The sequence below is a fragment of the Flavobacterium jejuense genome (genome assembly GCF_006491595.2).
GTDB classification, from domain to species: Bacteria; Bacteroidota; Bacteroidia; order Flavobacteriales; family Flavobacteriaceae; genus Flavobacterium; species Flavobacterium jejuense.
The window spans coordinates 1-281 of sequence record NZ_VEVQ02000062.1 but is presented as its reverse complement, the minus strand read 5'-3'; the positions used below and the strand labels follow the sequence as shown (position 1 = coordinate 281).

The 281-nt window shown below is 27.4% G+C and carries 1 pseudogene; it reads left to right on the top strand.

Annotation, left to right across the window (positions count from 1 at the left end):
• Positions 1-52: 52 nt before the first annotated feature.
• Positions 53-281 (top strand): annotated as a pseudogene (locus tag FIA58_RS21370) (IS1182 family transposase); the annotation flags it as partial.

Sequence of the window (281 nt, the reverse complement as noted above, 5' to 3'; positions counted from 1 at the left end):
TTCATGGAGCTGTTTAAAAAAGTATTGTCTTTATGTTGTTAACTTTCTGAATATGAAGAAAGTTAACTCAAGAGGCATTAAACAAGCCAATAAACACGTACTCATGGCATCCTTGAATTATAATTTGAAGAAATACATGAGGTTCATTGTAAAAAAAACAAAAGTAATAGCGCAAGTTTTATATGTACAACAAGGAAAAGTACACACTTTTCTAAAAACACAATTTTATGAGTTAAAAATAGCTTTTTTAAGCCTATCAATTTTTGTAAAATTGTCCTTTA